The organism is Streptomyces sp. SLBN-31 (genome assembly GCF_006715395.1).
Classification (GTDB): Bacteria; Actinomycetota; Actinomycetes; order Streptomycetales; family Streptomycetaceae; genus Streptomyces.
On record NZ_VFNC01000001.1, the window covers coordinates 2652347 to 2677115 of the forward strand.

The 24769-nt window shown below is 72.7% G+C and carries 24 protein-coding genes; 14 read left to right on the forward strand and 10 right to left on the reverse strand.

Annotated elements, in window-relative coordinates:
* Positions 1-140: 140 nt before the first annotated feature.
* The 6 genes from FBY22_RS12160 to FBY22_RS12180 all read left to right on the forward strand — a co-directional run bounded on the left by FBY22_RS12160 (position 141) and on the right by FBY22_RS12180 (position 8777).
* Positions 141-953, forward strand: a complete 813-nt coding sequence (locus FBY22_RS12160; RefSeq protein ID WP_142144945.1) for an SAM-dependent methyltransferase — start codon at positions 141-143, stop codon at positions 951-953.
* Positions 950-3085 (forward strand): bifunctional diguanylate cyclase/phosphodiesterase, encoded by a 2136-nt coding sequence (locus tag FBY22_RS12165; RefSeq protein ID WP_142144947.1) that lies wholly within the window; start codon positions 950-952, stop codon positions 3083-3085. Before FBY22_RS12160 ends, FBY22_RS12165 begins: the two co-directional genes overlap by 4 nt.
* A gap of 1269 nt (positions 3086-4354) precedes the next feature.
* Positions 4355-6340 carry an AAA family ATPase gene (locus FBY22_RS12170; protein WP_313905374.1) on the forward strand — a complete coding sequence of 662 codons (1986 nt, stop codon included), beginning with the start codon at positions 4355-4357 and terminating at the stop codon, positions 6338-6340.
* Between the two features lie 116 nt (positions 6341-6456).
* Complete coding sequence (locus tag FBY22_RS45710; RefSeq protein ID WP_313905375.1) at positions 6457-7014, forward strand: helix-turn-helix transcriptional regulator; 558 nt, start codon at positions 6457-6459, stop codon at positions 7012-7014.
* A 127-nt stretch (positions 7015-7141) separates the two neighbouring features.
* Positions 7142-7966, forward strand: a complete 825-nt coding sequence (locus FBY22_RS12175) for an alpha/beta hydrolase (RefSeq protein ID WP_142144949.1) — start codon at positions 7142-7144, stop codon at positions 7964-7966.
* 31 nt (positions 7967-7997) lie between these two features.
* A complete protein-coding gene (locus tag FBY22_RS12180; RefSeq protein WP_142144951.1) occupies positions 7998-8777 on the forward strand; it encodes an SDR family NAD(P)-dependent oxidoreductase in 780 nt (259 codons plus the stop codon).
* A 158-nt stretch (positions 8778-8935) separates the two neighbouring features.
* Here FBY22_RS12180 and FBY22_RS12185 read toward each other — a convergent pair whose 3' ends face one another.
* Positions 8936-9823, reverse strand: coding sequence for a LysR family transcriptional regulator (locus FBY22_RS12185; RefSeq protein ID WP_142144953.1), 888 nt, complete (start codon positions 9821-9823; stop codon positions 8936-8938).
* A 120-nt stretch (positions 9824-9943) separates the two neighbouring features.
* Between FBY22_RS12185 and FBY22_RS12190 the strand changes: the two genes are divergently transcribed.
* Genes FBY22_RS12190 through FBY22_RS12200 form a run of 3 tightly spaced genes read left to right on the forward strand, consistent with a single transcriptional unit; the run spans position 9944 to position 13309 of the window.
* Complete coding sequence (locus FBY22_RS12190; RefSeq protein WP_142147560.1) at positions 9944-10615, forward strand: succinate dehydrogenase; 672 nt, start codon at positions 9944-9946, stop codon at positions 10613-10615.
* A 1-nt stretch (position 10616) separates the two neighbouring features.
* On the forward strand, positions 10617-12563 hold the full coding sequence (locus tag FBY22_RS12195; protein WP_142144955.1) for a fumarate reductase/succinate dehydrogenase flavoprotein subunit: 1947 nt from the start codon (positions 10617-10619) through the stop codon (positions 12561-12563).
* Positions 12560-13309 (forward strand): succinate dehydrogenase/fumarate reductase iron-sulfur subunit, encoded by a 750-nt coding sequence (locus FBY22_RS12200; protein WP_142144957.1) that lies wholly within the window; start codon positions 12560-12562, stop codon positions 13307-13309. The genes FBY22_RS12195 and FBY22_RS12200 overlap by 4 nt, the downstream gene beginning before the upstream one ends.
* Before the next feature lie 130 nt (positions 13310-13439).
* On the opposite strand, the gene FBY22_RS12205 is transcribed toward FBY22_RS12200, so the two are convergent.
* From FBY22_RS12205 to FBY22_RS12240, 8 genes are read right to left on the reverse strand one after another with little or no spacing between them, the layout of a single operon-like run.
* Positions 13440-13733, reverse strand: coding sequence for a gas vesicle protein K (locus FBY22_RS12205; protein ID WP_142144959.1), 294 nt, complete (start codon positions 13731-13733; stop codon positions 13440-13442).
* A complete protein-coding gene (locus FBY22_RS12210; RefSeq protein ID WP_260844802.1) occupies positions 13730-13978 on the reverse strand; it encodes a gas vesicle protein in 249 nt (82 codons plus the stop codon). The genes FBY22_RS12205 and FBY22_RS12210 overlap by 4 nt, the downstream gene beginning before the upstream one ends.
* Complete coding sequence (locus FBY22_RS12215) at positions 13975-14838, reverse strand: GvpL/GvpF family gas vesicle protein (RefSeq protein WP_142144961.1); 864 nt, start codon at positions 14836-14838, stop codon at positions 13975-13977. The genes FBY22_RS12210 and FBY22_RS12215 overlap by 4 nt, the downstream gene beginning before the upstream one ends.
* Positions 14835-15179, reverse strand: a complete 345-nt coding sequence (locus tag FBY22_RS12220) for a gas vesicle protein (RefSeq protein ID WP_142144963.1) — start codon at positions 15177-15179, stop codon at positions 14835-14837. The genes FBY22_RS12215 and FBY22_RS12220 overlap by 4 nt, the downstream gene beginning before the upstream one ends.
* On the reverse strand, positions 15176-15502 hold the full coding sequence (locus tag FBY22_RS12225; protein ID WP_142144965.1) for a gas vesicle protein GvpG: 327 nt from the start codon (positions 15500-15502) through the stop codon (positions 15176-15178). The genes FBY22_RS12220 and FBY22_RS12225 overlap by 4 nt, the downstream gene beginning before the upstream one ends.
* A 4-nt stretch (positions 15503-15506) precedes the next feature.
* Positions 15507-16265, reverse strand: coding sequence for a GvpL/GvpF family gas vesicle protein (locus FBY22_RS12230; protein ID WP_142144967.1), 759 nt, complete (start codon positions 16263-16265; stop codon positions 15507-15509).
* Complete coding sequence (locus FBY22_RS12235) at positions 16262-16759, reverse strand: gas vesicle structural protein GvpA (protein WP_142144969.1); 498 nt, start codon at positions 16757-16759, stop codon at positions 16262-16264. The genes FBY22_RS12230 and FBY22_RS12235 overlap by 4 nt, the downstream gene beginning before the upstream one ends.
* 39 nt (positions 16760-16798) lie before the next feature.
* Positions 16799-17122, reverse strand: a complete 324-nt coding sequence (locus FBY22_RS12240) for a gas vesicle protein (RefSeq protein ID WP_142144971.1) — start codon at positions 17120-17122, stop codon at positions 16799-16801.
* Positions 17123-17454: 332 nt separating this feature from the next.
* Here FBY22_RS12240 and FBY22_RS12245 point away from each other — a divergent pair, with 332 nt between their 5' ends.
* The 5 genes from FBY22_RS12245 (at position 17455) to FBY22_RS12270 (ending at position 22454) form a co-directional block, all read left to right on the forward strand.
* The gene (locus FBY22_RS12245; RefSeq protein ID WP_142144973.1) at positions 17455-18231 is read left to right on the forward strand and encodes a GNAT family N-acetyltransferase; all 777 of its coding nucleotides are present in this window, start codon (positions 17455-17457) and stop codon (positions 18229-18231) included.
* Positions 18231-19037, forward strand: a complete 807-nt coding sequence (locus FBY22_RS12250) for a 1-acyl-sn-glycerol-3-phosphate acyltransferase (protein WP_142144975.1) — start codon at positions 18231-18233, stop codon at positions 19035-19037. Before FBY22_RS12245 ends, FBY22_RS12250 begins: the two co-directional genes overlap by 1 nt.
* A 434-nt stretch (positions 19038-19471) precedes the next feature.
* Positions 19472-20668, forward strand: a complete 1197-nt coding sequence (locus tag FBY22_RS12260) for an alanine--tRNA ligase-related protein (RefSeq protein WP_142144979.1) — start codon at positions 19472-19474, stop codon at positions 20666-20668.
* Positions 20669-20789: 121 nt separating this feature from the next.
* Positions 20790-21962, forward strand: coding sequence for a right-handed parallel beta-helix repeat-containing protein (locus FBY22_RS12265; RefSeq protein ID WP_142144981.1), 1173 nt, complete (start codon positions 20790-20792; stop codon positions 21960-21962).
* A gap of 90 nt (positions 21963-22052) precedes the next feature.
* On the forward strand, positions 22053-22454 hold the full coding sequence (locus FBY22_RS12270; protein ID WP_142144983.1) for a hypothetical protein: 402 nt from the start codon (positions 22053-22055) through the stop codon (positions 22452-22454).
* Here the strand turns inward: FBY22_RS12270 and FBY22_RS12275 are convergent.
* Entirely contained in the window at positions 22418-24760 is a 2343-nt protein-coding gene (locus FBY22_RS12275) for an excinuclease ABC subunit UvrA (protein ID WP_142144985.1), read from the reverse strand. The two genes, FBY22_RS12270 and FBY22_RS12275, sit on opposite strands and share 37 nt — an antisense overlap.
* Between the last annotated feature and the right edge of the window lie 9 nt (positions 24761-24769).

A 24769-nucleotide genomic window follows, 5' to 3' on the forward strand; every position in this document is an offset into this window, starting at 1 on the left:
CTTTTCTATGGCGAAATGCGGCACGTGCCGCAGGCAGTGACCGGGAACGGACGGTCAATTTCCGTTTCAGCTCGCCCCGTTGGCAGGCGATCAGTAGCCTCTGCTCGAACACCGGATCGCCTACGCCCCTGGAGAGATAGATGGAACGTCCCGCCTGGGCCCCACGGAGCATCGACATCTCGGTGCCGAGCGTTTCCCGGATCTACGACTTCTACCTGGGCGGTTCGCACAACTTCGAGGTCGACCGGGAGGCGGCCCGCAAGGCGATGGAGTTCATGCCGGGCCTGCCCAAGATCATGCAGGCGAACCGGGCGTTCATGCGCCGCGCGGTGCGGTTCGCGGCCGATGAGGGCATCTCCCAGTTCCTGGACGTCGGTTCCGGCATCCCGACCTTCGGCAACGTCCACGAGGTGGCCGAGAACGCCAGCCCCGGCGCGCGCGTCGTCTACGTCGACCACGACCCGGTCGCCGTCGCGCACAGCCAGGCGGTCCTCGAGGGCAACGACAACGCCGGCGTCGTCGCCGCCGACCTCCGCAAGCCGCAGGAGATCCTCGCCAGCGCCGAAGTGGAGCGCCTGATCGACCTGAATCGGCCAGTGGCGCTGCTTCTCGTTGCCATACTGCACTTCGTGGAGGACGAGGACGACCCGTACGAGGCGGTGGCCCAGCTGCGCGAAGCGCTCGCGCCCGGCAGCATGCTGATCCTCACCCATGCCTCGTACGAGGGAATCCCGCTCTCCCCGGAGCGGGCCGCGGGCACGGTGGACGTGTACAAGGACATTCGCAACCCGCTGATCATGCGCTCGCGCGACGACATCGCGCGGTTCTTCGAGGGGTACGACATGGTGGAACCGGGACTGGTGCCGATGCCGCACTGGCGGCCGGATACGGCGCCCGAGGACGAGGATCCCTACGCCTTCTCCGGGTTCGCCGGCGTGGGGCGTACGGCGTGACCGCGGAGCCGGACGGGCCGGAGGACAGACTGCGCCGGTTCGCGACGATCTGGAGCCGGGCGGTGTTCCCGGTGACCTCCACGTCGCTGACCCGGCCGGAGTTCGAGCAGGAACTCCTGCCGCTGGCCCGGCGGTTGAGCCGGGCACTGCACGCACGGCCGCTCGACGCGGACGAGGGCAGGGCGGTGGGCGCCGCCCTCGTCTCCGCCCACTGCACCGACCCCGAGGCGCTCAGCCGGACCCTCGACTGCGTCGACGCCTACCTGGTGCTGTACTGCGGCGAGGACGGCGACCGGGAGGAACTGCGGGCCCGCTGCGCCCGGTTGCAGCACGCCATGGCCGCCGGATTCGCCCAGGAGCTGCGCGAGCGGACCCTCGCCGAGCAGGAGGCGATCTCCGCGGCCGCCCTGAAGGCGCAGGGCGTGGTGGCGCAGGCGCTGCACGCGACCGAGGCCCGCTTCCGCGCGGTCTTCGAGGGCGCGGCCATAGGGATCGGCATGGCCGACCTGGACGGCAACATCCTCCAGGTCAACGGCGCACTGCTGCGCATGTTCGGCATCCCCGAGGACAGCCTGCGCACCCGCAACGTCAAGGAGTGGACGCACCCCGAGGACGCGCCCCAGACCTGGACGCTGTACGAGGAGCTCGTCCGCGGCGAGCGCGAGCACTACCACCTCGAAAAAGCCTTCTACCGCCCTGACGGAACGGTCCTGTGGACCAACCTGACGGTCTCCCTGCTGCGCGACGCCGACGGCAACCCGCAGTACCAGCTCGCCCTCATGGAGGACACCACCGAGCGCCGGCTGCTCAACCTCCGCCTGCGCTACGAGGCCACCCACGACGCCCTCACCGGCCTGCCCAACCGCACCTTCTTCTTCGAGCGCCTGGAGAAGGCCCTCGGCGCGGGCAGCGGCCAGCGCTTCGGCCTGTGCTACCTCGACCTCGACGGCTTCAAGACCGTCAACGACAGCCTCGGCCACGCGGCCGGCGACCGGCTGCTCGTCGAGGTCGCCGACCGGCTGTCGTCCTGCGCCACCGCGCCCGGCGAGATGGTCGCCCGGCTCGGCGGCGACGAGTTCGTGGCGCTGACCACCGGCCCCGACACCCAGCGCGGGGTCGACGACCTCGCCGCCCGCATCATGAGCGCGCTGCTCGCCCCCATCAGCATCGACGGCCGTGAGCTGACCGTGCGCGGCAGCATCGGCATCGTCGAGGGGCCGGCCGGTGAGCGCAGCCCGGCCGAGGTGCTGCGCAGCGCCGACATCACCATGTACCGGGCCAAGTCGGCGGGCGGCAACCGCTTCGAGCTCGCCGACCCGGAGGCCGACGCCCGCGCCATCACCCGGCACGGCCTGACCACCGCCCTGCCGGCCGCGCTGGAGCGGGACGAGTTCTTCATCGAGTACCAGCCGCTGGTCCACCTCGGAGACGGCAGCGTCCGGGGCGCCGAGGCCCTGGTGCGCTGGCTGCATCCGCAGCACGGCGTCCTCGGCCCGGACCGCTTCATCCCGCTCGCCGAGCACACCGGCCTCATCGTGCCGCTCGGCCGCTGGGTGCTGGAGCAGTCGGTACGGCAGGCCAGGGAGTGGCGAGAACGGCACGACGCGGCGGGCCCGCTGCGCATCAACGTCAACCTCTCGCCCTGCCAGCTCACCCACCCCGGCCTGGTGCAGGACACCGTCGACATCCTGGAACGCGCGGGCGTCGAACCGGACGCCCTGTGCCTGGAGGTCACCGAGTCGGCGTTGATCGGCGCGGACGACGATCTGCTCAAACCGCTGCGCCGGCTCGCCGAGATGGGCGTCGACATCGCCCTGGACGACTTCGGCACCGGCTACTCCAACCTGGCCAACCTGCGCCGCCTGCCGGTCAGCATCCTCAAGCTGGACCGCTCCTTCACCCAGGGCATGCAGCAGTTCCCGGCCGACCCGGTCGACCTCAAGATCGTCGAGGGGATCGTTTCGCTCGCCCACAGCCTCGACCTCGCGGTCACCGTCGAGGGCGTGGAAACCGGCGCCCAGGCCGAGCAGTTGCGGATACTGGGCTGCGACACGGCCCAGGGCTGGTACTACGCCCGCCCGGGCCCCCCGGACCGCCTGCACGAACTGGCACTGGTCGACGCAACGGGCTGACGGGTCGCCGCGGGGGCCGACGGGTTCGGTCCGCGAGGGACGGCGACGGCATGTTCGCCGCGCGTGCGGTCCTTCCGGGAGGCTCGCGGCCTGTTCGGGTCGGACCGCGGCCTGTCCGCGAGGACCGTGGGCCGTCCGGGCCGGGGAGCCTGGCCGGTCGGGGGAGGTTGACCGACTCGGTTCGTGACGGGCGGCGATGGCCTGTTTCCGCCCACGGTCGGGAGGCTTGCGGCCTGTTCGGGGGGACAGTGGCCTGTCCGCGAGGACCGTGGGCCGTCCGGGTCGGGGAGCCTGGCCGGTCGGGGGAGGTTGACCGACTCGGTTCGCGACGGGCGGCGATGGCCTGTTTCCGCCCACGGTCGGGAGGCTTGCGACCTGTTCGGGGGGACAGTGGCCTGTCCGCGAGGACCGTGGGCCGTCCGGGTCGGGGAGCCTGGCCGGTCGGGGGAGGTTGACCGACTCGGTTCGCGACGGGCGGCGATGGCCTGTTTCCGCCCACGGTCGGGAGGCTTGCGACCTGTTCGGGTCGGACCGCGGCCTGTCCGCGAGGACCGTGACGCGCCCCTGCCGGGGAGCCCGGCCGGGCCGGGAGGTCGACCGACTCGGTTCGCGAGGGATGGCGACGGCCTGTCCTCGCTCACGGCCGGGAGGGCGGCCGGTTGGGAGGGGATGCCGTCTGTCCGCGCGGACCGTGGCCCGTCCGGGCTTGGGAGCCAGGCCGGTCCGGGCTTGGGAGCCAGGCCGGTCCGGGAGTTTGACCGACGCGGTCCGTGAGGGGCGACGACGGCCTGTTGTCGCCCCTGGCCGGAGGTTCGCGGTCTGTTCGGAGGGACAGCGGCCTGTCGTTGCACGACCTCGCCCGTCCGGAAGGACAGCGGGCCGCCCGAAAGGCGAGACCGCCGGGACCGTCGTACCCGTCGCCGAGAGCGCCCAGGCCCCCTGGCCGAGGCGCCCGTGGTCGTGGTCGAGGTCGAGGCGTCCGACGGGAGGCCGCGCGCTGCGCGGACGCGCCGTCGAGCCTGCCGTGCGCCGCCGTGGCGTGTGGCACGCCGACAGGGGCGGCTCGTTTCCGCCTCCGGCGGCAGATCACGGCCCCGACGCGCTCCCCGAAGCGGCGAATCGGACTCGCCCGCGGCCCGCGCCGGCCCCCGGCGGAGCCGGTTGCGGGCGGGGCGGCGCGCCGCGTACGGCGGCCCTCGGAGGGTGTCCGCGTGATCGGGCACCGGGATTCCGGCGGCGGGCCGGGTTCGTAAGGGGCAGCATGTGCGCATGGCGTATGTGCGTTCGGTCGTGGGGCGGGAGTGGGAGGTCGGTGAGCTGGGCGGGCTCGTCGCCTCCGCCGAGGGGCGGGCGCTCGTGCTGCGGGGCGAGCCCGGGGTGGGGAAGACCGCGCTGCTGGACGTGGCGGCGGCACAGGCGGCCGGGCTGGGGCAGCGCGTCGTGCGGGCGGCCGGGGTGGAGGCCGAGGCCGGACTGGCGTTCGCGGGACTGCACCAGCTGCTGCACCCGCTGCTGGCCGATGCCGGTGCGCTGGACCCGGCGACGCGGGCGGCGTTCGACATCGTCTTCGGCCGGAGCACCGGTGAGCCGCCGTCGGTGATGGTTCTGGGCATCGCCGTACTGGATCTGCTGGCCCTGGCCTCCGGCGACGTACCGCTGCTGCTCGTGGTCGACGACGCGCACTGGCTGGATCCGCAGAGCGCGGAGGTGGCGCGGTTCATCGCGCGGCGGCTGTCCGGCCACGCCGTGCGGATGGCGGTGGGGGTGCGGGCCGACACGCCGTCGCCGTGGGACGGCTCCGGGCTGCCCGAGCTGACGGTGCACCCGTTGTCGGCCGAGGCCTCGGCCCGGCTGCTGGACACCAGCAGCCCCGGCCTCCCCGAACCGGCCCGGCGCCGGCTCCTGGACCAGGCCCGCGGCAACCCCCTCGCCCTGCTGGAGCTGCCCGCCGCCGTGGACGGTTCCGCCGACCGGCCCGAACTGCCGTTGTCCCGGCGGCTGGAGCGCCTGTACGGCGACCGTATCGCCGGCCTCGACCGGGCCGAGCGCGCGGAGCTGCTGCGGGCCGCCCTCGACGGCACCGGCGCCGCCGCGCTGCCCGGCCGTGCCCGCTATCCGCTGCGCGCCGTCGACGGCGCCGTCGCACACGGCCTGCTCACCACCGACGCCGACACCGGCGACCTGGTCTTCCGCCACCCGCTCGTCCGCTCCGCCCTGCTGCAGTCCGCCACCCCCAACGAACGCCGTGCCGCCCACGCCGACCTGGCCCGGCTGCACCGCAGGGAACTCGAACGCCACGCCACCCACCTCGCGGCGGCCACCGTGGACCCGGACGAGTCGGTCGCCGTCGTCCTGGAGCGCGCCGCCCGTTCCGCCACCGCGCGCGGCGGCTCGGCGGCCGCCCTCACCCTGCTCACCCGGGCCGCCGAACTCAGTCCCACCGCGGCCCAGCGCTCCCGCCGTCTCGGCGAGGCAGCCTTCGTCGCCGCCCAGTCCGCCCTGCTGGACCAGGCGCACGAACTGCGCGAGGCCTCCGACCGGCTGGCCGGTACGGGCCGGTCGCCGACGGCCGTGATCACGTACGCCTACACCGCGCTCTACGAGGACGGCGACGTCCGCTCCGCCCACCGCAGGGTCGCCGCGGAACTCCAGGCGCTCCCGCCGGACACCGACGAGGAGATCCGCGCCCGCCTGCTGAACCTGCTGCTGGCCATCAGCGTGTTCTCCGCCGACCCCGCCCTGTGGCGGGTGAGCGACGCGCTGATGGACCGGGACGCGGACCGCGTCGGCGGCCCGACCCCGCTCTACCGGGACGCCTGGGGCGATGTGGCCCGCAGGGGCGCCGGCGCGCGCGAGCGGGTTCTGGCCGCGTTCGGCGAGCTCGGCGACGGCCAGCCCTGGGACGTGATGCGGCTCGGCGTGGCCGCGTACTACCTGGACGCGCTCGCCGAACACCGGATGCTGGTGCGCCGGGTCGCCGACCGGGAGACGGGCAGCGGCGCGGTCACCAACGCGATGACGCTGCAGCAGCTGGTCATGCTCGACCAGATCTCCAGCGGTGAGTGGGACGCCGCCGAGGAGACCGGCCGCCGGGGACTCGCCCTCACCGTCGCCCACGGCTACCGCTTGTTCGAGTACCAGTACCACGGCTTCCTCGGCCTGCTCGCGGCCTGGCGCGGCGACGCCGACACCGCCCGCGCGGCGTCGGCTACCTCACCCAACTCGCCGAGGCCACCGGCGCGGCCCTCGGCCTGACCACCGGCGACTACGAGAGCGCGTACGCCTACGCCGGCGGCCTCACCGCGCCCGGCACCTTCACGCCGTACTCGCAGCAGGCCCTGCGCACGCTGCTGGACCTGGTGGAGGCCGCCGTGCACACCGGTCGCGCCGGCCAGGCCCGCACGCACGCCCTGGCGGCCCGCGACCAGGGGCTGCCGGCCATCTCCCCGCGCCTGGACTTCCTGACCACCGCCGCGCTGGCGATGACGGCCGACGAGACCGAGGCGGGGCCGCTGTTCGAGCGGGCGGTCGCCCATCCGGCCGGCGTCGACTTCCCCTTCGAGCTGGCCCGGGTCCGTCTGGAGCAGGGCATGTGGCTGCGCCGCACCCGCGACCGCACGTCGGCCCGCACGGCCCTCGGCCGCGCCGCGGAGACCTTCGAACTGCTCGGCGCCACCCCCTGGCTGCGCCGCGCCCAGGCCGAGCTGCGAGCCTCCGGCCTGCCCGGCGGGCACACCGCCACGGACACGGCGCTCACCCCGCAGGAACGGCAGATCGCCGAGCTCGCGGCGAGCGGCCTGAGCAACAAGGAGATCGGCGCCCGGCTCTTCCTCTCCCCGCGCACGGTCGGCGCGCACCTCTACCGGATCTTCCCCAAACTGGGCATCTCCTCCCGCGCCTCCCTGCGGGACGCACTCGAGGGGACCTGACCCGTTCCGCGACGTCGGCTGCCGTCGCCGACGACAGTCGTTCGACTCAATCCGTGGGGGCGACCGTCGCGGCACTGTGAAGGCAACGCACCGCCCCTCGGCGGTCCCGAGGCCCCAGGAGCCGGCCATGGCCACATCGCGCACCCCCCTCGTCCTCATCCACGGACTGTGGCTGCACGCCTCGTCCTGGCAGCCCTGGATCGACCTGGCCACGGAGCGCGGCTACGCGCCCGTGGCCCCCGGCTGGCCCGGCGAGGCGGCCACCGTCGCCGAGGCGCGCCGGCACCCGGAGGCCGTCGCCGAGATCGGCATCGACGACGTCACCGACCACTACGCCGGCATCATCCGCTCCCTGGACGCCCCGCCCGTGCTGATCGGCCACTCCTTCGGCGGGCTGATCACCCAGAAGCTGCTCGGCAAGGGCCTGGCCCGGGCCGCGGTCGCCGTCGACCCGGCGCAGATCAAGGGCGTCAAGACACTTCCCCCGGCCCAGCTGCGTGCCGGCTTCCCGGTGCTGGGCAACCCGGCCAACCGCAAGCGCTCCGTCTCCCTGACGCCCGCGCAGTTCCGCTACGGCTTCGGCAACGCCCTGGAGCAGGCCGAGTCCGACGCCCTGCACGAGCGGTTCACCGTCCCCTCGCCCGGCCGCCCGCTGTTCGAGGCCGCGTTCGCCAACTTCACCCGGCACTCGGCCGCCGAGGTCGCCACCCGCAACCCCGACCGGGGCCCGCTGCTGCTGATCTCCGGACAGGCCGACCACACCGTCCCGGACGTGGTGACCCGCTCCGCCTACAAGCTCTACGGCGATTCGCCGGCCGTCACCGAGCTCAAGCAGTTCCCCGACCGCGGTCACTCGCTCACCGTCGACCACGGCTGGCGGACCGTCGCCGAGTACGCGCTGGACTGGCTGGACCGGCAGGACATCCAGGGCCATGACACCGCACACGCCTGATATCGCCTTCTCATCAAGGGAGTTGGACAGTATGAGCAGCGAACTGCAGGGCAGGACGGCCGTCGTCACCGGCGCCAGCAAGGGCATCGGGCTGGCGATCGTGGAGGCCCTCGCCCGGGCGGGCGCCCATGTCGTGGCGGGGTCGCGCACGACCTCCGAAGGCCTGGAGACCCTGGTGAAGGAAGGCTCGGTGACCTGGGTGCCGGTCGACCTCGCCGAGCCGGACGCGGCCGGGGAACTGGTCGCGGCGGCCGGCGGACGTATCGACGTCCTGGTCAACAACGTCGGCTCGGCACCCGCCCGCACCGGCGGCTTCCTGTCGGTCACCGACGAGGAGTGGCGGCGCACGATCGACCTGAACCTGCTGACCGCCGTACGGGTCACCCGGGCCGCGCTGCCCGTGATGCTGGACGCCGGCGACGGCTCGGTGATCACGGTCGGCTCCGTCAACGCCACCCTCCCCGACCCGCTGGTCATCGACTACAGCGCGGGCAAGGCCGCCCTGGTCGCCTTCTCCAAGGCGCTGTCGAAGGAGGTCGGTCCGAAGGGCATCCGCGTCAACACCGTCAGTCCCGGCCCCGTCGAGACGGAGCTGTGGCTGGGTGGCGGGGGAGTGGCGCAGACGGTCTCGGCCGCCGCCGGCATCACCCCGGACGACGTGGTCGCGCAGGCCTCGAAGGCCACCGTCACCGGCCGCTTCTCCAAGCCCGCCGAGATCGCCGACCTGGTGCTCTTCCTCGCAGGCGACCACTCCCGCAACATCACCGGCAGCGACCTGGTGATCGACGGCGGCTTCATCCCCACCTGGTGACCGGGCGGCGCCGGCCCGGTGGGGGGCAGCGCTCATCGCTCCGCGACATCACCGGCAGCGATCCGGTGATCGACCGATCGACGGCGGCCTCGTCCTCGCCCGGTGAGCGGGCGGCTTCCAGCCCGGGACCGCTCACCGCTCCCACCACAAGGCGCCGCTCACCGTTCCAGCAGCATCCGCTGCAACTCCCGTGCCGCGCGCGGTGGAGCGACGTCGCTGCGGTGCGCGAGAGCGATCGTGCGGTGCAGGCCGGGCCGGGCGAGCGGGGTGACCCGCAGCCCCCGGCCGGTCCGCGTCGCCACCATCCGGGGTACGACGGCCACGCCCAGCCCCGCCCGCACGAACCCCAGCACCGCGTCCATCTCGCCGCCCTCCACCGCGAACCCCGGCTCGAACCCCTCGGCGCGGCACGCGGCCACGGTCAGCTCCCGCAGGTCGTAGCCGTGCCGGAACATCACCAGGCGCTCGCCCTCCAGATCGGAGATGCGAACGGTACGCCGGCCGGGGCCGCCCGGGGCGGGTGCCTCCGGCGAGGAGACCACCACCAGGTCCTCGCGCAGCAGCTCCACCGTCGTCAGCGCCGGGGACGGTGTCGGCAGCGGCAGGACGACCAGCGCCAGGTCCAGGGCGCCGCGCGCCAGCTCCCGGACGAGGTCGTGCGAACCGCCCTCCTCGATCAGCAGCCGGATACCGGGATAGCGGTCGTGGAAGGCACGCAGCACGTCCGGCAGCAGGCCGGTGCACAGGCTCGGCGTGGCGCCCAGCCGCACCCGGCCGCTGCGCAGCTGCGCCAGCTCCTGCACCTCCTGCCGGGCGGTGTCCGCGTCGGCCAGGATGCGGCGGGCCAGCGGCAGCAGCGCCTCACCCGCGTCGGTGAGCGTGATGTTGCCCCGCGCGCGCCGGAACAGATCCGCCCCGAGCTCCCGTTCCAGCGCCTTGATCTGCTGGGAGAGCGACGGCTGGGCGACATGAACCAGCTCGGCGGCCCGGGTGAAGTGGCGGGTCTCGGCGACGGCCACGAAGTACTGGAGCTGCTGGAACTGCACGCTCCTAGGATAGCCGCAGCCTATGGAAACGAGCTCGATCATGTCTTGGACCGATGGGGCCGAACGGCCCTAACGTCAGGACTCATGGCTCTGGCAACGCGGACGGACCGACGGCCGTCGATGGCGCGCACGGTGTGGGACAGCTCCGTCGGCAAGAAGACGGTGATGGCCGTCAGCGGCGTGATCATGCTGCTGTACCTGGTCGCCCATGTGATCGGCAACCTGAAGATCTTCTTCGGGCCCGGCGAGTTCAACCACTACGCGCACTGGCTGCGCACCGTCGGCGAACCGTTCATGCACTACGAGTGGACGCTGTGGCTGGTCCGCGTCGTGCTGATCGCCGCCGTCGTCGCCCACGCCGTGTCCGCGTACCAGCTCAGCCGCCGCGACATCAGGGCGCGCCCCAGCAAGTACGTGCACAAGAAGGCCGGGGCGAGCTACGCGACGCGCACGATGCGCTGGGGCGGGATCATCCTCGGCCTGTTCATCGTCTGGCACATCCTCGACCTGACCACCGGCACCGTCCACTCGGGCGGCTTCCAGCCCGGCCACCCGTACCAGAACGTCGTGGACACCTTCTCCACCTGGTACGGCAACGTCATCTACATCGTCGCGATGCTCGCGCTCGGCCTGCACATCCGGCACGGCTTCTGGAGCGCCGCCCAGACCCTCGGCGTCGGCAGCCGCACCCGCGACCGCGCCCTGAAGACCGTCGCGAACGTCCTCGCGCTGCTGCTCACGGCCGGCTTCATCGCCGTCCCCGTGGGCGTCATGACCGGAGTGGTGAGCTGACATGACCTACACCGACTACCGCACCGGCGAACCCGTCGCCGACACCAAGGCCCCGGCCGGACCGGTCAACGAGCGCTGGGACAAGCGCCGTTTCGAGGCCAAGCTGGTCAACCCCGCCAACCGGCGCAAGCACACGGTCATCGTCGTGGGCACCGGCCTCGCGGGCGGCTCCGCCGGCGCCACCCTGGCCGAACAGGGCTACCACGTCGTCCAGTTCTGCTATCAGGACTCCCCGCGCCGCGCCCACTCCATCGCCGCGCAAGGAGGCATCAACGCGGCGAAGAACTACCGCAACGACGGCGACTCCGTGCACCGGCTGTTCTACGACACCGTCAAGGGCGGCGACTTCCGGGCCCGCGAGTCCAACGTGCACCGTCTGGCGCAGATCTCCGTCGAGATCATCGACCAGTGCGTGGCACAGGGCGTGCCGTTCGCCCGCGAGTACGGCGGCCTGCTCGACACCCGCTCCTTCGGCGGCGTGCAGGTCTCCCGCACCTTCTACGCCCGCGGCCAGACGGGCCAGCAGCTCCTCCTCGGCGCCTACCAGGCGCTCAGCCGGCAGATCGCCGCCGGCAACGTGGAGATGCACCCGCGCACCGAGATGCTCGACCTGATCGTCGTCGACGGGCGGGCGCGCGGCATCGTCGCCCGGGACCTGATCACCGGGAAGATCTCCACCTACTTCGCGGACGCCGTAGTCCTGGCCAGCGGCGGCTACGGCAACGTCTTCTACCTGTCGACGAACGCCATGAACTCCAACGCGACGGCCATCTGGCGGGCCCACCGCCGCGGGGCGTACTTCGCCAACCCCTGCTTCACGCAGATCCACCCCACCTGCATCCCGCGCACCGGCGACCACCAGTCCAAGCTGACCCTGATGAGCGAGTCGCTGCGCAACGACGGCCGGATCTGGGTACCCAAGGCCAAGGGCGACCAGCGGCCGCCGAACAGGATCCCCGAGGACGAGCGCGACTACTACCTGGAGCGCATCTACCCCTCCTTCGGCAACCTGGTCCCGCGCGACATCGCCTCCCGCGCCGCGAAGAACGTCTGCGACGAGGGGCGCGGAGTCGGCCCCGGCGGGCAGGGCGTGTACCTGGACTTCGCCGACGCCATCGAGCGTATGGGTCGCAAGGCCGTCGAGGCCAAGTACGGCAACCTCTTCGACATGTACCAGCGGATCACCGACGAGGATCCGTACCAGGTGCCCATGCGGATCTACCCGGCCGTGCACTACACGATGGGTGGACTATGGGTCGACTACGACCTGCAGACCACCGTCCCCGGCCTGTTCGCCATCGGGGAGGCCAACTTCTCCGACCACGGCGCGAACCGCCTCGGCGCGTCCGCGCTGATGCAGGGCCTGGCCGACGGCTACTTCGTACTGCCGGCCACCATCAACGACTACCTCGCCCGCAACCCCCACCAGGAGCGGGTCACCGACGAACACCCCGTGGTCCAGGAGGTGCTCGCCGAGACGCAGGACCGGCTCAACCTGCTGCTGTCCGTCGACGGCGACCGCACGCCCGACTCCTTCCACCGCGAAGTCGGCGAACTGATGTGGGAGTTCTGCGGCATGGCGCGCACCGACGCCGGTCTGCGCAAAGCGCTGGAGCGCATCCCGGAGATCCGCGAGGAGTTCTGGCGGCGCATCAAGGTGCCCGGCACCGGCGAGGAGTTCAACCAGTCGCTGGAGAAGGCCAACCGTGTCGTCGACTACCTCGAACTCGCCGAGCTGATGTGCCTCGACGCACTGCACCGTGCCGAGTCCTGCGGCGGCCACTTCCGCGAGGAGTCCCAGACCCCGGACGGCGAAGCCGCCCGCCGGGACGAGGAGTTCGCGTACGCGGCCGCCTGGGAGTTCACCGGCACCGGCGAGGCGCCCACCCTGCACAAGGAAGACCTGGTCTTCGAGTACGTCCACCCCACCCAGCGGAGCTACGCATGAGGCTCACCCTGCGCGTCTGGCGACAGAAGAACGCCGACGCCGAAGGCGCCATGTCCACGTACGAGGTGGACGGCATCTCCTCCGACATGTCCTTCCTGGAGATGCTCGACACCCTCAACGAGGAGCTCATCCTCAAGGGTGAGGACCCGGTCGCCTTCGACCACGACTGCCGCGAGGGCATCTGCGGCGCGTGCTCCCTCGTGATCAACGGGGACGCGCACGGGCCCGAGCGGACCACCACCTGCCAGCTGCACATGCGGTCCTTCGAGGACGGCGACACGATCGACATCGAGCCCTGGCGGGCGTCCGCGTTCCCGGTGATCAAGGATCTGGTCGTGGACCGGTCGGCCTTCGACCGGATCATCCAGGCCGGCGGGTACATCACCGCGCCGACCGGTTCCGCCCCGGAGGCGCACGCCACGCCGGTGCCGAAGCCGGACGCCGACTTCGCCTTCGAGCACGCCGAGTGCATCGGCTGCGGGGCGTGCGTGGCCGCGTGCCCGAACGGGGCGGCCATGCTGTTCACCTCCGCCAAGGTCAACCACCTCAACGTGCTGCCGCAGGGGGCGCCCGAGCGGGAGACCCGGGTGCTGGACATGGTGGCGCAGATGGACGAGGAGGGGTTCGGCGGGTGCACGCTGACGGGGGAGTGCGCCACCGCCTGCCCGAAGGGGATTCCGCTGGTGTCCATCACCAGCATGAACAAGGAGTGGCTGCGGGCGACGCGCAAGGCGGCCAAGCGCTAGCCGCGGTGCACAGAGACGTCCGCCGCAAGGGGCGGACGGGCGGGGCCGGGAGTGGTGCTCTCCGGCCCCGCCCCATATGCGGGCATGACCGGAGACCACGTCCTGTGAACTCCCCGCCCCGCCCACGGGGTCACGGCCCGGGATCGGCCAGGAGGGGGCCCAACGGGCCCAGGTCCAGGTTGAGATCGCCGCGCCGCAGACCGTGCTGCGCGCACAGCTCGTCCATGCGCTGGTCCAGCAGCATCAGCGCGGCACCGAGCCGGTCCTCCTGCTCGTCGCTGAGCGTCCCCTCGTCGAAACGGCGTACCGCCTGGCGTTCCATGAGCTGCCGCAGGAGTTCCACCACGGTCAGGACCAGGGCCGCCAGGTCGTTGGTGACCCGCTCGGGATCGAGGTCCACCGCGTGGGCGCGCGGCGCGGTCACAGCGGCCCGCTGTCCGGCCAGGGCGCGGGAACCCGGTCGCTGACCGACGCCAGCAGCGCGTGCAGGGAGATCCGCACCAGCGGCACGTCGGCGATGGCCAGCACCAGGTCGCCGCTGACCACGACACCCGTCGCCAGCACCCGGTCGAGCAGGTCGACGAGCGGCACCCCGACGGGCGCGTACGATTCCGGCCCCTCCCACGGCACCACCGCGCGGTTCGCACCGTCCGCGGCCGGCCCGCTCATGCCCGGATCTCCTCGTGCGCGCCGCACTCCACCTCGTCCGACCGGGCGAAGGAGTACGGGACCCAGGGTCCGGACATGGTGACCTCCACGGCGCTGCCGAGGGCCTCGCGGGCCAGCCGGCCGACGGCGCGGACGAACTCGCCCCGCCGTCCGTCGTCGATCAGATAGGCCGCGTTGAGCAGCTGCGGGACGTTCCTGCCGGTCAGCTGCTCGCTCTGCGGCCGGTGCCGTGTCGCGGCGACGGCGTACCGCCGCAACTCCCGGTCGACGGCGTGGGCCTGCGCCAGGGCGCGCTCGCGGATCTCGCGCTCGGCGCTGCGCCTCGCGCTCGCCCGGCGCAGATACGACCGGCCGTCGGCGGGCACGTCCCCGGCGGCACCGGAACCGGCACCGGACGCGTGCGCGATCGTCGGACCGTGCACCTTCACCGCCCACTCCGTACGGTCGCGCAACCGGTCCAGCAGGGCGCGCAGGGACGCCTCCCGGGCGGTCACCGCCCGTACGGCGTTGCGGTCGTCGAGATACAGCGTCGCCATCGGCAGCGGTACGACGGGACCCGCGCCCGCGGCCGCCTCCACGCCGCGATGGTGGGCCAGGGCGCAGCGCTCCAGTTCGTCGGGCCGGTTGAGCCGCTCCGCGAGCGCCTCCTCGCTGAACGCCGCCGCGGGGGCGTCCTGCACGACCAGGTGCAGCGAGCCCGCGGCCAGCACCCGCAGCGGACCGCCGCCGTCATGGCCCGGCGTCCGCGCGAGCACGTGGTCCGGCACAGGGGTGTCCGTCACGGCGAACACGCAGGTGACCGTGGAACGCGGCCCGTCCTGCCTCACCGTGGTCGCCGGATCGGCGGGGGCCGTGGTCATCGGATCACCTCCGCGGTGTCGGGGTCGGCTTCCTCCAGCGCCTCGAGCCGCGCGCGCAGACGCGCGTTCTCCTCGGCGAGCGCGTCCCGCGCGGCGCGCGAGGACAGCGCCGGGTCCGTCTCCCACCAGTCGATGCCCGCCTTCTTCGCGGTCTCGACCGAGGCGATGAACAGGCGCAGGCGGATGGTGAGCAGCTCGATGTCGAGCAGGTCGATCTTGATGTCGCCCGCGATGACGATGCCCTTGTCCAGGATGCGTTCGAGCAGGTCGGCGAGGTTTCCGGTGGGCGGCCCGACAGGCTGCGCACCGGGGTCCGCCGGCCAAGTGCCGAGGTCGGTCACGAGGCGCCTCCGCGGCGTCGGTGACGTGCCGGGACGAGCCCGCCGCCGTCGTCCCCGGCGGGTGGGACAGGGGCCGCCGGGGGCCGGCCGGCGTACCGGACGGGACTGTCGAGGCGTGCGAGCAACCGCTCCTCCTCCTTCTCGAAGGCCGCCTCGTCGATCGCACCCTCCTCCAGGGCCCGGTTGAGGGTCGCCAGGCATGCCTGAACCGCACGCGGGCCGCAGGCCTGCCGCTCGGCCTCCTGCAGCAGGTGGTCGGCGACCCAGAGCGTGCCGCGCAACGGGGCCATCGGCAGGAGCAGCAGCCCGCTCACGAGTCCCACCGCGTCACCGGCCGGCCGGGGCCGACGGCGCGTCGACGAAGCTGTAGCACGGCAGCGGCCCGGTCATGCTGAGTGCCAGCCGGTCCCCGACGCCGCGTGCCTGCTCGTCCACGGCCTGGCGGAAGCGCTGCTCGTCGGCCGAGCGCACCAGGAACGACGTGCTCAGCACCTGCTCGTCGTCGACCGCTCCCTGCGCCGTGCGCACGGCGAGCGGAGTCAGGCAGGCCAGCACGTCCCGTGCCGCGCGCCGTGCTTCGCGCGCGACGCCTTTGGCGAGCGCCTCGCCGAGCCGCACGTTCGCCTCGTAGCCGGGGCGGTTCCGGGTCCGGCGGGCGAGTGCGCGCAGGGTCTCGTCCCGGCGCACGAGGTCGGCGAAGTATCCCGGTACGACGGCCCCCTTCACGTTCATCTCGACGCAGCCCCGCACCCCGTCCAGCTGCGCCGTCAAGTGAGCCCGGTCAGAGCGCAGTTGGTGGCGCAACGTCACCGCGTCGGGAGTGAGGACGGCGAACCGCATGGGCAGGACGGGGCCCTGCGCGCCGAGTTCGCCGAGCACCGACTGATGGGCCATCAGGTCCCGTCGGCGCGCCCGGACGTGCGCCGGGGCGTCCGAGACCGCGGCACACAGCCCGGCCTCGGTCAGCAGCCGCACCACCGCACCGCCCACTCCGGGGGCGCGCGGAGGCTCGACGCCCGCGGGGGCGATGCCGTAGACGTAGAGGGTGTCGGCGGTGGCGGGGGCGGCGGTGGCCGTCACGGTCATGCCTCCTCCTCGGCCTTGCGGCGCCGGGTCCGCGGGCGGTCGTCGTCACCGGCACGGCGGCTCGAGGAGCCGGCGGTCTTCTTCGCGGGGCCGCGCCGCCTGCGTTCAGGCTGGGCGGAGCGCTCGTCGGCCTCGTCGTCCGTGTCGTCGTCCGGGGTGAGGATGTCCTTGACCTTGTCGGTCAGGGAGCGGGCGGTTCGCTTGGCGCCCGCCTTGCCGATGGTCCTGGAGACCGGCCCGCCGAACAGTTCGGGCACGGTCTTGGAGCGCGAGTCGCGTTCCAGATCGAGGCGGTTGCACGCCTCCGCGAAGCGCAGATAGGTGTCGACGCTGGCGACCACGATCCGCGCGTCGACCTTGAGGATCTCGATCCCGACCAGCGAGACGCGCACGAAGACGTCGATCACCATGCCGCGGTCGAGAATCAGCTCCAGCACGTCGTAGAGGGTTCCGGCGCGGGGCGCACAGACGACCTCGTCGTTGTAGACGGTCATGCGGCGGTCCTTCCGGGGGAAGCTTCGGCGACGGCGCGGTCACTGGTCCTGGGCGCCGCGCCGGTAGCGGGCGGTCCGCCGGTACTGCACCAGCTCGCCCGCCGAATCCAGTTCCACCTGGTACGTCGCGAGCAGACTGGTGGTGTCGGGGATGCGTGCCATTTCGAGTACGTCGACGTCGACGATCCAGCCGCCGTCCTCGCCCCGGCACACCGCGGAAACCCCTTCGAGGCGGTGGCGGATCAGCTCCGTCAGCGCTTCGGCGGCGCACCGGGCGGCCTCCCCGGCACCGTGCAAGGTCCGTCGGCGCCCGGCGGACGGGGCCGGACCGCGCCGTCGCTCAGCGGTTCCGGGTTCTGTCATGCAGCCCACTCTGGCCGCGGGAGCCGGTGGGCGCGTGCGCAGCTAGGCCATCCGAGCCGCGTCTCGTGCACGACAGGACCCGGGCCGGCGGAGAGCAGGCCGACCGCATGACGCCGCGCGCGCCGGTGGTCCGCCGTAGTCCCGCGGATGGACGCAGGACCGCGCGCCGGCGAAATGCCGGGTGCGGCCCGAGCCGTTCAGCAACCTCACACGCGTTCTCTCCGCTCCGGTCACGCGAAGGTCAGCGCGCGTCGGAAGAACAGGAGCGGCAGATCACGCGCCAACGGTCTGCTCCCGCTCCGCCGTCCCCGGCCGTCGACCTGGAGAGAGCCATGACCGGCGTAACCACCCTGGACCGCCCCGCACAGCCCGCCGCCCCCACCCGCTACTCCGTCTCCCTCGCCCGCGACGAGGCCGACGTGCGTGCCGCGCAGCGGCTGCGGCACGAGGTGTTCGCCGGGGAGCTGGGCGCCCTGCTGACCACCGCGCAGCCCGGGTCCGACGTCGACGCCTTCGACGCCCACTGCGACCACCTGCTGGTGCGCGAGGAGAGCACCGGGCAGGTCGTCGGCACCTACCGGCTGCTGCCGCCCGAGCGGGCCGCGGTCGCCGGACGGCTGTACTCCGAGGGCGAGTTCGAACTCGGCCCGCTCGACCCGATCCGCCCGGGTCTGGTCGAGGTCGGCCGCTCCTGCGTCCACCCCGCCCACCGCGACGGCGCCGTCATCGGCCTGATCTGGGCCGGCATCGCCCGTTACATGGTCGACCGGGGGCACGAGTGGCTGGCCGGCTGCTGCTCCGTGCCGCTCGCCGACGGCGGCGCGCTCGCCTCCGCGACCTGGGACCGGGTGCGGGCCAAGCACCTGGCTCCGCAGGAGTACCGCGTACGGCCGCTGCAGCCCTGGACCCCCTCCGCCGCCCCGTCCGCCCCCGCCCCGGCCGCCGAGCTGCCCGCCCTGCTGCGCGGCTACCTCCGCCTCGGCGCCTGGGTGTGCGCCGAACCCGCCCACGACCCTGACTTCGGCGTCGCCGACCTGTACGTGCTGCTGTCGATGCGCCGGGTCGACCCGCGCTATCTGCGGCACTTCCTCTCCATGGTCCCGGCCTGATGAGCGTCTGGACGCCCAGCGCGCCCTGCACCCCGCGGGCGTGCATAGAGCAGAGGGGACGCGTCACGGCCGTACCGCGTGCCGTCGCCCGGATCACCGCGGTCGTGGCCCTGATGCTCGCCGGGATCGCGCTGTCGCCGCTCGGCGGACCGATGCCCGCCGAGTGGGTGAGGCGGTGGTGCCGGTGGATCGTCCGGGCCGCCGGGGTGCGGGTGCGGATCACCGGCGCCGACGCGCCCGCCGGCGGGCTGCTGCTCGTCGCCAACCACATCTCCTGGCTGGACATACCGCTGCTGGCCGCCGTCCGCCCCGCGCGGATGCTCGCCAAGTCCGACATCCGCGACTGGCCCCTGGCCGGCCCCCTCGCAGCCCGCGGCGGCGCCCTGTTCATCGACCGCGACCGGCTGCGCGCCCTGCCCGACACCGTCGCCCGCGTCACGTACGCGCTGCGCGCCGGGCAGGCCGTGGGGGTCTTCCCCGAGGGCAGCACCTGGTGCGGCCGCGCCCAGGGCAGCTTCCGCCGGGCCGTCTTCCAGGCCGCCCTCGACGCGCACGTCCCCGTCCAGCCGGTGCGGCTGCGCTACCGGATCGCCGGCACCGCCAGCACGGCACCGGCCTTCATCGGCGAGGACTCGCTGCCGGCGTCTGTGTGGCGGGTCGCGATGACCCGGGGCCTGGTGGCCGAGGTCGAGGTACGCGAGGCCATCCCGGCGGACACCCACCCCGACCGCCGCACGCTGGCCCGCGCGGCCCAACCGGCACCCCCGCCCCAACCCGACCGGACCCACACGGCGTTGGTGAGCTGACCCGGGCGGGCGGCCTGCCCCCGGGCAGGACGGCCGGCAAGACCGGCGTGCCCGGCCCGAAGGACAGTCGCCGTGCCCCGAGGACGCGAGGCGCAGGTCCGGGCGGAGGACTCCTCCGGGGACACCACCTCGACCTGGCGACCAGGTGCGCCGCCATCGCCGAGGCGTTCAGGCCGGACCCGGCGCCCCCCCCGGCACCGGGGGCTGAGGAAAATTCGCGGGAGCGTCTGCCCCGGTGCTGTTAGCGTCGGGTCCATGAAGGTCATCAGGCGAACCCGCACCGCAGCCGCGCGAGCGACCAGCTCCCCGGCTGCCGACGCCTGACCTCTCACCTCTCCCCGGCGGCCGGAAACGGACCGCCGGGACTCTCTCATCTCAACGCCCGTCTGCCCCGCGCGGTCCGTTCCGGTCCCCTGACCCGAAGGACCACCGCGATGAACACCGAGCAGACCGTCCGCACCTTCCTGGACTTCTACCGCGAGCGCGGGCACCACCCCGTCACCGGCGGCACACTGCTGCCGCCGCCCTCGGACCCGGTGCTGTTCACCACCTCCGGCATGCATCCGCTCACCCCGTACCTGCTGGGCCGCCCCCACCCCCAGGGGCGGCGCCTGGTCAACGTCCAGCGCTGCCTGCGCACCACCGACCTCGACGAGGTGGGTGACCCGACCCATCTGACGGTCTTCGAGATGCTCGGCTCGTGGTCGCTCGGCGACTACGGCCATCCGCAGAGCCTGCGTTGGGGGTACGAGCTGTTGCGCGACGGCTTCGGCATCCCGCGGGAGCAGCTGCATGTGACGGTCTTCGGCGGCGACGGGCAGGTCGGCCCGGACGTCGAATCTCTGCGTACCTGGGAGGAGTTGGGGCTGCCGGTGGAGTCGACCACCGAGGACAACTGGTGGTCCAACGGTCCGGTCGGCCCGTGCGGCCCCGACTCCGAGATCTTCTTCTGGACCGGCGGCGAGGGCATCCCGCCCCAGGGCACGCCCACCACCGACTCCCGATGGGTGGAGATCTGGAACCACGTTCACATGCGCTACCACCGGCACGAGGACGGCAGCCTCGAGCGCCTTGGCCGGTCCGCTGTCGACACCGGTATGGGTCTGGAGCGGCTCGTGACCGTCCTGCAGGGCCACCGGTCGGTCTACGACACCGACCTGTTCGAGCCGTGGACGTCCACGGTGCCCGGCCTGTGGGACCTGCGCGACGAGCGGTCGACGCGGCTGGTCTGCGACCATCTGCGCTCCGGCGTCGTCGTGCTGGGCGACGGCGTCCGACCGTCCAACACCGGCCGCGGCTACGTCCTGCGCCGGCTGATCCGCCGCCTGCTGACCACCCTGCGGCGCGACGACCCCACCCGCAGCCTGTCCGACCTGCCCTCGCAACCGCTCCTGCACACCCTCGACCACTTCCGCCAGTCCTGCGACGCCGACCGGGTTCGCCGGGAACTCCTGGAGGAGGAGCGGAAGTTCACCAGCCTCCTCGAACGCGGGCGCCGCCTGCTGTCCCGCCCGGAGTTCCGCCGGCCGCTGCGCGAGGAGGACTTCGGCTACCTCCACGACACCCACGGCCTGCCCCGCGACCTCGTCACGGGACTGCTCGAACCCACTCAAGTTCATGTCCGTGAATAAGAATCAAGCACACATCTATTGACGCGTTCACAGCAAGCGCTTACGTTCCCGTCTGGGAACGCGAGAAAGCGCTTTCCCTAGCACGGCACCCCCTGGTCACGGACGAACCGGAGGAACCACCATGCACGTGAGATCCGTCCTCGCGTCGGTCAGCCTGCTGGCCGGCACGCTTGTCGCCCTGTCGGGCACGCCGGCCCAGGCCGCCAGCGCCACGCAGTACGTGTCGCCGAGCGGCACCGACAGCGCGGCCGGCACGCAGTCCGCCCCGACGACGCTCGCCACGGCGATCAGCCGCATCGCCTCTGGCGGCACCATCTACCTGCGCGGCGGGACGTACAACTACTCGTCGACGATCACGATCCCCACGGGCAGCAACGGCACCTCCGGCGCCCGGACCACGCTGACCGCCTACCCGGGCGAGAAGCCGGTACTGGACTTCGCGGCCCAGAGCGAGAGTTCGTCGAACCGGGGCATCCAACTCAACGCGAACTACTGGCGTTTGTACGGCATCACCGTCCAGCACGCCGGGGACAACGGCATCTACGTCGGCGGCAGCAACAACGTCGTCGAGCGGGCGGTGACGGCGTACAACCGCGACACCGGTCTGCAGCTGGGCCGGATCTCCTCCAGTACGCCCAGCAGCCAGTGGCCGTCCAACAACCTGATCGTGAGCTCGGAGTCGCACGACAACGCCGACTCCGACGGCGAGGACGCGGACGGCTTCGCCGCGAAGCTGACCACGGGCACCGGAAACGTGTTCCGTTACGACGTCTCCCACAACAACATCGACGACGGCTGGGACCTGTACACCAAGACCGACACGGGCGCCATCGGGCCGGTGACGATCGAGTACTCCCTGTCCTACACCAACGGCACGCTCAGCAACGGCACCGTGAACTCCAACGGCGACCGCAACGGCTACAAGCTGGGCGGCGACGACATCGCGGTCAACCACGTCGTCCAGCACAGCATCGCCTACCGAAACGGCCACCACGGGTTCACGTACAACAGCAACCCCGGCACGATGACGATCTCGAACAACGCGAGCGTCGACAACGCGCAGCGCAACTTCTCCTTCGACGCGGGCACTTCGGTCTTCCGCAACAACACCTCGTGCCGCTTCGCCGTCAGCGGCTCCAACGACAAGACCGTCGGCAGCGCCGACAGCTCCAACCAGTTCTGGACCGGCTCGAACGGCTCCCGCTGCTCCTCCTACTCGGGCGGTCTGGGCTGGTCCTTCGCGTCGGACGGCAGCCTCGCGGTGACGTTCGGCGGTGTCCGGGTGACGCCGTAGCGGTACTCGCCGGACGGAGCGCACGTACTCGGATGGATCTGAGTACGTGCGCTCTGTGCCCTGCCGGGGGTCCGGCGCAACGCTTGGGCCATGAGCCAAGGACACCTGAACCCCGTGCCCCGACTTCTGCCGGTCCTCGTGCCGGCCGGCGCAGCGCTCGCGCTCTGGGCCGCCTGGCTGGGCTGGGACCAGCACTACGACGTACAGCCGGACGGCACGACGACCGGCCCCTACCAGGCGTGGCAGGTGATCGGGCTGGTGCTGACCCTGCTCGTGCCGCTGTTCTGGGTGGCCTCCCGGAGCCATATCGCGGGAGCCGTCGTCGGCACCACGGCCGGGCTGACGCTCGCCGCCTACCTCGACTGGTCGGACGACTCCAGCGGCCTGTTCATGGTCGGCGTGATCATGGTCCTGGTGGGCAGCCTCGCCGCGACCGCGGTCCTGGCCACCCTGATTCAGCGGGTGTGGGGGCCCAGCGCCCGCGCCAGGTAGGACGCCGTGGCGCTGCCCGCCACCGTCGCCACCTCCGCCGGCCGCCCGGCCGCCACGATCCGTCCGCCCGCGTCCCCGCCGCCCGGCCCCAGGTCGATCACCCAGTCCGCGCCCGCCACGACCGACATGTCGTGCTCGACCACGATCACCGTGTGGCCTGCGTCCACCAGACCGTGCAGTTGCCGCATGAGGACCTCGACGTCGGCGGGGTGGAGGCCGGTGGTCGGTTCGTCGAGGAGGTAGAGGGCGTGGCCGCGGCGGCCGCGCTGCAGCTCGGCCGCGAGCTTGATGCGCTGGGCCTCACCCCCGGACAGCTCCGTCGCGGGCCGGCCGAGGGCGAGGTAGCCGAGGCCGACGTCGAGGAGCGTGCGCAGGCTCCGTGCCACGGCCGGGGTCCCGGCGAAGAACTCCGCGGCCTTCTCCACCGTGAGGTCCAGCACCTGCGCGATGTTCCGTCCCCGGTACGTCACTTCGAGCGTCTCTGGGTTGTAGCGGGCCCCGCCGCAGTCCGGGCACGGCGCGTAGGTGCTCGGCAGGAACAGCAGCTCCACGCTGACGAATCCCTCGCCCTGGCAGGTCTCGCAACGGCCCCCCGCGACGTTGAAGGAGAAGCGCCCGACGCCGTAACCGCGCCGCACGGCCTCCTCGGTGGCCGCGAACTCCTTCCGTACGACGTCGAACAGGCCCGTATAGGTGGCCAGGTTGGAGCGCGGGGTGCGGCCGATGGGCTTCTGGTCGACCGACACCAGCCGCCGCACGCCCGGCAGGTCCTCGGTGATCTCGCCGATCAGCGTGGACTTCCCGGACCCGGAGACGCCGGTGACCGCGGTGAACACCCCGAGCGGGAACTCCGCCGTGACCGCCCGCAGGTTGTGCCGGGTGACCGGGCCCACCTTCAACTGCCCGCGAGCGGGGCGCTCCTGGCGTTCCGGAGCGGGGAGGCGGTGGAAGAGGTGGCGGGCCGTCGCCGACTCCTCCACCCCGGCGAGCTCCGCCACGGGGCCGCTGTGCAGGACCTGCCCGCCGTGCTCCCCGGCGCGCGGACCCACGTCCACCAGCCAGTCGGCGCCGCGTACCACGTCGAGGTGGTGCTCGACCACGAACACCGTGTTCCCGGCCGCCTTGAGCCGCTCCAGCACGGTCAGCAGGGCCTCGGTGTCCGCCGGGTGCAGGCCTGCGGACGGCTCGTCGAGGACGTACACGACACCGAACAGGCCGGAGCGCAACTGCGTTGCCAGGCGCAGGCGTTGGAGTTCGCCCGCGGAGAGGGTCGGGGTGGCCCGGTCCAGGCCGAGGTAGCCGAGGCCGAGTTCGAGGACCGGTGCGATGCGCGAGCGCAGGTCGTCGGTGAGCGCGCGGGCCGGCTCGTCCTCACCGACCAGGAGATTCGCGAGGTCGACCAGGGGCAGGGCCGCCAGTTCCGCGATGGTGCGGCCCGCGAAGGTCACCGCCAGCGCCTCGGGCCGGAGCCTGGCGCCGCCGCAGGCCGGGCAGGGGGCGGCGACCAGGAAGCTCTCCGCCCTGGCGCGCAGCGTGGGGCTCTTGGAGTCGGCGAACGTCTTCATGACGTAGCGGCGGGCGCTCATGTACGTGCCCTGGTACGGGCGTTGGATGCGGTCCGCGTCACGGACCGGGTGCACGGTGACCACCGGCTGCTCGTCCGTGAACAGGATCCACTCGCGCTGCCCTGCGGGCAGTTCACGCCAGGGCCGGTCCACGTCGTACCCGAGCGCGTCGAGGATGTCGCGCAGGTTCTTGCCCTGCCAGGCGCCCGGCCAGGCGGCGATCGCGCCCTCGCGGATCGACAGCGACGGGTCGGGGACCAGCGACTCCTCGCTCGTCCGGTGCACCTGGCCCAGGCCGTGACACTCCGGGCAGGCGCCGGCGGCGGTGTTGGGGGAGAAGGCGTCCGAGTCGAGGCGTTCGGCGCCCGGCGGGTAGGTGCCGGCGCGGGAGAACAGCATGCGCAGGGAGTTGGAGAGGTTGGTGAGAGTGCCGACCGAGGACCGGGACGTCGGCGCGGAGCGGCGCTGCTGGAGCGAGACCGCGGGCGGCAGACCGGTGATCTCGCCGACCTTCGGCGCGCCCACCTGGTGGATCAGACGGCGCGCGTACGGGGCGACGGACTCGAAGTAACGGCGCTGTGCCTCCGCGTAGATCGTGCCGAACGCCAGCGACGACTTCCCGGAACCGGACACGCCGGTGAACACGGTCACCACGTCCCGCGGGATGTCGACGTCCACGCCCTTGAGGTTGTGCTCGCGGGCGCCGCGGACACGGACGTACGGGTCGTGGGGGGTGGGCATGGGGGAAGC